Here is a 6,004-nt window from a genome sequence, read left to right as displayed (position 1 = left end):
GTGCCAGTGTGCCGATAAAGCGCGCCGGCGCTCTACCAGCCTCTGCCACCGACATCGCAATCGACTCCTTGTGAACATCAAGTCCAACGTAAATCGCTGTATCCTCATTCATGGTCGATCTCCTTTGATTGCTGAACGGTTCGTCCACAGCATGTAGCTCGGCGTACCTCGGTACGCAACCTACGATGATGGAGATCGACCGCCTCAAGTCAAGATTGGGCGACCATGATGTCTAGCTGGCTCCTAAGTTCAGGTCGCAACCCAAGGAGATCAGATGGCCAAAATCAAGCTTACCAAAACTATCGTAGACGCTGCCAAGGCTGGCGCGCAAGACATTGAACTACGTGACACGCTGGTGCCCGGCTTCCTTTGCAAAATCACGCCCACCGGTCGCAAAGTGTTTATGGTCCAGTATCGGACGAATGCCGGCGAGCGCCGGAAACCCGCTATCGGGCTGTTCGGCGAGTTGACCGTCGAGCAGGCCCGCTCGATCGCTCAGGACTGGCTGGCGGAGGTGCGGCGCGGGCAAGACCCCAGTGCGTTGAAATCGGCCGCCCGAAAGGCCCCGACCATGAAAGAGCTGTGCACTCGCTTCATCGAGGACTATTCAAAGTCGCATAACAAGCTGAGCACGGTTGAGGGCAATCTAAAGTACATGTCGCTTCACATACTGCCCGCGTTGGGCAATATGAAAGTGCCCGATGTCACGCGGCAGGACATCATTGCGATGATGAAGAAGCGGGAGAAGGCACCGACCGGTGCCAATCGCGTGCTTGCTTGCCTGCGCAAGATGTTCAATATGGCCGAGGTCTGGGGCTACCGGCCGGACGGCTCAAACCCCTGCAAGCACGTCCAGAAGTACCCGGAAAAGGGTAAAACCCGGCTCATCACCGATGCGCAGCTGTCTCAGCTGTATGCGTACCTGGATCAAGCCGACGCGGAAGGCCTGGAGCATCCGACCCTGACCCTTGCGATCCGGTTGCAGTTTGAGTTCGCCGCACGTATGTCCGAAATCCTCATGCTTCGCTGGGAGTGGATCGACTTCGCGAATCGACGGGTTGTCTGGCCCGACAGCAAGACCGGAGGTATTTCCAAGCCCATGAGCCAGGAGGCAGTCCGCTTGCTGACGAACGCACCGCGCTTCGGTGAATCCCCGTTCGTCTGCCCGGCGATCTTCAAGCCTTCGCGTGCGCTGCCCCGGCACACCTATACCCAAGGCTGGAAGCGCATCCTGAGCAGGGCAGGGGTTCCGCATGTTGGTACACACGGCGTCAGGCACCGGGCGGCGACGGATATCGCCAATTCCGGTGTTCCGGTGAAGGTCGGCATGGCACTGACTGCCCATAAGACCGTAACGATGTTCATGCGGTACGTGCACACGGAGGACGACCCGGTGCGCAACGCCGCCGACTTGGTTGCGGCCAGACGCAAAGGCCTGGTGGAGGACGAGCAAACTGCGGCGGCCAGGCCGACGGCACGTTCCGAGAAATTCATCGAAATCCCGGCGCCGGCAACCGACACCGGGTCGCGAACGGCAGTGGGCGCCTACCGCCCGTTCCGTCACCGCCGTACCGGCGAGCGCGCGGTGCCACCGGGGACGGCCCGTTCATTGGCGGACAAGCGCCAGGAGGGGGAAGTTGTCGAGTCGGGCCTACAGTCTTGACTGAAATTCGTTTATAGACGAAAATAATCATGTATCGAATTGAGCATTACCTGAGTGCCGGTGAGCACAAGGACCTGTACATCGAGTGGCTGCAACGGCTTCGTGACGGCCAGGCCAAGGTGGCTGTGGTTCGGCGGGTGACACGCGTCGAACTGGGCAACTTTGGCGACCACAAGTTCTGTCGTGATGGCGTATGGGAGCTGCGCATCGATGTGGGACCGGGTTACCGGGTGTATTACGGTTTGTCGGGGCATCGCGTGGTGCTGCTGCTGTGCGGCGGCGACAAGCGGACGCAGGATGGGGACATTGCTCGGGCGGTGGGTTATTGGCAGGACTGGCAACGGAGAACGGATGATGAAAAGTAAACCCCATGACGACGCGATGGCCGAGCTGTATCGTGGCGATGCAGCGTTCGCGCTGGAGGTCATCAACGGCATTCTGGAAGACGGCGACCAGGCCGAGTTGCTGATTGTGCTGCGCCAGATGGCGCAAGCCTTCGGTGGGGTTCAAGCGGTGGCGGAGCAGGCCCATTTGAACCCGACCCAGATCTATCGCACGCTTTCGCCGAAGGGCAACCCGGCGCTTAGCAGCTTGTCGGCCATTCTCAAGGCGATGGGATTGCGGCTGGCGGTGCAGCCGCTGGCTACGCCTGCCCATGCCAGCTGAATTGGCTGGGATTCGATTCCGCCCCAGCAACCATCTTTTCTTCCCAGATAGTCCAAAAACAGCCTAAAGTCCTTGTGAATCAAGGGCTTGCAAGAGAAATCAGGCTCAGGCGGACTCATCTGACTCCACCAAATCCCACGCTTGCTTGTACCCCCGGTTGTACCCTAGAGTGATCCTTGTCTTGATCATCTCTGGGGGTACAACATGGGTCTGTTGAGTGACACGCAAGTGAGGTCTGCCGCGCCTCGCGGCGCCGAATATTTTCTTCGTGATGGTGATGGGCTGTACTGATCCCAAGCAACTGGGGCAGTCAGATCGCGTTTTCACACTTGGATGGTCGCCATTGACTGATCATCGAGAAATATACGTATCGAACGCTGGCAAAGCGGCCGATAGGCCTAGGTTTGACGCCGGTTTGCGCGGGGGCGCCGGCCATCACGTCGCCGCAGTTAGTAGTGCGTCCGACTGAAAAACTCACCTCGCGAAGTTCATTGTCGGCAGCTACTCGCCGAGTGACTCGCACAAAAACTCGCGAAAGCTTGCCGCGGCGGGCGACAGTTCGTGGCCTCGCTTGTAGAACAGCGACAGATTGCGGTGCACGACGGGAGCGACCACCTGCCGCGCAACGAGGCCGAAAGGCTCGATCAGGGGCAGAGCGCGCGCCGGCTGGGCCGTGATGCCGTGGCTCCATTGCACCATGCCCAACGCGGTGGTGATCAGTGACACCTCATGTGCGGGGTTCAGGACCAGTTTTTTCGAATGAGCGAACAGGTCGGCTTGCAGACGGGTCGTGAAGTCGCGCGTCAGGCTCACAAAAGGGTGCTGCAGCACCTGGGCCCAGGTCACGCGCTGCTGGGCCGCCAGCGCGTGGTCCGGCCGGCAGATCAGCCAGACGCGGTCGCGAAAAAGACTCTCCTGCACCAGCTCGGGCGGTGCCGGGCGCTGCGGCACGATACCGAGATCCGCTTCGCCGCTGACGACGCGCGCGAGTGCCTGCTGGTTGAGCGAGTCGAGCACGTAGACCGCGACCGCGGGATATTTCTGCCGGTAGCGCAGGATCAGTTCAGGCAAGGTGGTCGATGCATAAAGCGGCGTGCAGGCGATTCGGACGGTGCCGCGCTTTTTCTGTTCGAGGTCTTGCGTAGTCTCGACCGCGAGTGCGAGGTCGTCGAGCACCTTACGCGCCAGCGGGTAGAACTCGCTGCCGGCCAGCGACAGCGCGGTGCTGCGTGTTGTGCGATCGAACAGCCTGACCTTCATGCCGGATTCGAGCTCCTTGATCAACAGGCTCAGCGCCGAAGGTGTCAGATGCAAGCGCCGCGCGGCCGCCGCAAAGCCGCCAGCGTCGGCGATCGCAAGGAAGGCGCGCAACTGGCGCAGGGTGATGTTGGCAGTATTCATAAATAAAACTCAACGCACATTAAATATTGCTGGTTTGTCTAAACAGTCAAGCCACCATAACATGACTGCAAAAGGAGTTACCGCGATGCTGCAATTCGATCCCAACCTGCGCTGGCTGTTTACCGAAGTCCCGATGCTGGAGCGTTACAAAGCCGCGGCCGACGTCGGCTTCAAGGGCGTGGAAGTGGCGTTTCCCTACGAATACCCCGCTGCGGAAATTGCCGCACGCCTCGAGGGCAACGGCCTGCAGATGGTGCAGATCCTCTCGCCCTTCGACTGGGACCGTGGAGAGCGCGGAATGGCCTCGTTGCCGGGCCGCGAAGAGGCTTTCAAGGACAGCATCCGCACGGCCGTCGACTACGCAGTGCAGGTCGGCAAGCCAATGATCCATGTAATGCCCGGCAATATGACACCAGAACTTGATCGCGCCGAATGCATGGACATATTCTTGGCCAACATCGCTTGGGCCGCCGATCATGCGCGGTCCGCTGGCCTGACCCTGATCCTTGAGCCCTGCTGCCGCGCGCGCTTCCCGAATTTCCTTTATCACCGCATCGACGAAGGTGTGGAAGTGGTCAAGACCCTGGGCCGCGAAAACGTCAAGTTGTGTTTCGACACCTTCCATATTCAGATGGAAGAGGGCGCGATCGCCGACCGACTGCGCGCCACCTGGCCCCATATCGGCCATATCCAGGTCGGCAATGTGCCGGGCCGGCACGAACCTGACACCGGTGAAATCCACTTCCCCTACCTGCTTGGCCTTATCGAGGAGCTCGGCTGGGACCGCTGGATCGGTTGCGAGTACACACCGTCCGGCCCCACGCTCGACACGCTCGGCTGGGGAGCGGCTTATGGTTTGCGCGACCCGCGCAAAGCGGCCACGCCCGCGCAGAAGGAGGTCGCATGCTAAGCGCCCTCGACAACGAGCTGTTGACGCGCACCGGTGCGGCAACCCCCATGGGACAGTATTTCCGCCGCTACTGGCAACCGGTGGCACTGTCGCGCGAACTCGAGATGGATGGCGCGCCGTTACGTGTCAACATCATGGGTGAAAACCTCGTCGCGTTTCGCAACAGCGAAGGCGTGGTCGGACTCGTCGATTCACGCTGCCCGCACCGCGGCGCCAACCTCTATTTCGGTCGTAATGAAAACTGCGCGATCCGCTGCGTGTTTCACGGCTGGAAGTTCGACCTTGAGGGCAAGCCACTGGAATTGCCCAATGTGCCGCCGGGCTCGGCCTACCATCAGACAATACGGCTGAAGGCCTATCCGACGCGCGAGTATGGCGACGTCGTCTGGGCCTATATGGGGCCCGATCCCTGGAACCGGCCTTTGCCCGAGGTGCCGCAACTCGAGTTTGGCGCCTTGCCGGCATCGCACCGCTATGTGACCAAAAAATTGCAGGAATGCAACTGGGCGCAATCGATCGAGGGCGCGCTCGACACCTCGCATTTTTCGTTCCTGCACATGCCGGCCACCGGTGTGCCGTCGAATGCCAATCCCGATGCACCGGCCGACGAGAAACGTCTGCAGTGGATACGCGACGATCCTCTGCCGCGATTTTCGATTCTGGAGCACGAAGTCGGCTTTGTGGTCGGCGGCGCGCGCAAGGCAGATGGCGATACACGCTATTGGCGCAGCGCGCAGTTCGCCTTGCCTGCGCACAGCACCACGCCATCGACCCTGCCTGGCGAGACGCATTTCGGCTACACCTGGGTGCCGATCGACGATGAGAACTGCTGGATCTACACCTATGCCTGGAATCCGGACCGGCCGCTGACCGAAGGGGAAATCGGCAAGTTCAAGGGCGGCCATGGCGTCATCGCCGAGGTTGACGAGCATTTCATCCCGGTCCGCAACCGCAGCAACGAGTACCTTATCGATCGCCAGCACCAAAAGCACATCAGCTTTACCGGCGTGCGCGGGGTAGCGGAGCAGGACGCAATGATCCAAGACAGCCAGGGCCGCATCGCCGACCGCACGCAAGAACATTTGTCGCCCTCGGATGCCGCGGTTGTGCGTTTTCGCCGCGCGATGCTGGCCGGGGCCAAGGCGCTTGCCGCCGGTATCGAGCCGCAGGCGCCGTTACGGCACGAAGCCTACATGCTGCGTTCGGGCAGTTGGTTCGCGGCCGACGGCGTGTCGTTCGAGCAGGTCATGCTGGAGCGTTTCGGCGATCCGGTTGGCCTGATCGCGGCAAAGCAGGCGCCAGCCCAGGCTGAAGGCGTGATTGCCGATTGATGCGACCCGATCTGGATTTCATAAACGGAGACA

General features: G+C 60.8%; 6 protein-coding genes. 5 read left to right on the top strand and 1 reads right to left on the bottom strand.

The window, feature by feature from the left end; translation table 11 throughout:
• Positions 1-274: 274 nt before the first annotated feature.
• Genes AC1DUB_RS16685 through AC1DUB_RS16675 form a run of 3 tightly spaced genes read left to right on the top strand, consistent with a single transcriptional unit; the run spans position 275 to position 2,329 of the window.
• Positions 275-1,663: a tyrosine-type recombinase/integrase gene (locus AC1DUB_RS16685; RefSeq protein ID WP_477730452.1), complete on the top strand. Its 1,389-nt coding sequence runs from the start codon at positions 275-277 to the stop codon at positions 1,661-1,663.
• 29 nt (positions 1,664-1,692) lie between these two features.
• Positions 1,693-2,028: a type II toxin-antitoxin system RelE/ParE family toxin gene (locus AC1DUB_RS16680; RefSeq protein WP_477730451.1), complete on the top strand. Its 336-nt coding sequence runs from the start codon at positions 1,693-1,695 to the stop codon at positions 2,026-2,028.
• Positions 2,018-2,329, top strand: a complete 312-nt coding sequence (locus AC1DUB_RS16675) for a helix-turn-helix domain-containing transcriptional regulator (RefSeq protein WP_477730464.1) — start codon at positions 2,018-2,020, stop codon at positions 2,327-2,329. Before AC1DUB_RS16680 ends, AC1DUB_RS16675 begins: the two co-directional genes overlap by 11 nt.
• A 501-nt stretch (positions 2,330-2,830) precedes the next feature.
• On the opposite strand, the gene AC1DUB_RS16670 is transcribed toward AC1DUB_RS16675, so the two are convergent.
• A complete protein-coding gene (locus AC1DUB_RS16670) occupies positions 2,831-3,730 on the bottom strand; it encodes a LysR substrate-binding domain-containing protein (protein WP_477730450.1) in 900 nt (299 codons plus the stop codon).
• An 85-nt stretch (positions 3,731-3,815) separates the two neighbouring features.
• Here AC1DUB_RS16670 and AC1DUB_RS16665 point away from each other — a divergent pair, with 85 nt between their 5' ends.
• Positions 3,816-4,640: a hydroxypyruvate isomerase family protein gene (locus AC1DUB_RS16665; RefSeq protein ID WP_477730449.1), complete on the top strand. Its 825-nt coding sequence runs from the start codon at positions 3,816-3,818 to the stop codon at positions 4,638-4,640.
• Positions 4,634-5,971, top strand: coding sequence for a Rieske 2Fe-2S domain-containing protein (locus AC1DUB_RS16660; protein WP_477730448.1), 1,338 nt, complete (start codon positions 4,634-4,636; stop codon positions 5,969-5,971). The genes AC1DUB_RS16665 and AC1DUB_RS16660 overlap by 7 nt, the downstream gene beginning before the upstream one ends.
• The last annotated feature ends 33 nt before the right edge of the window (positions 5,972-6,004 follow it).

The sequence above is a fragment of the Polaromonas sp. P4_F9 genome (assembly GCF_056401235.1).
This window is presented reverse-complemented; position numbering and strand designations above follow the sequence as displayed.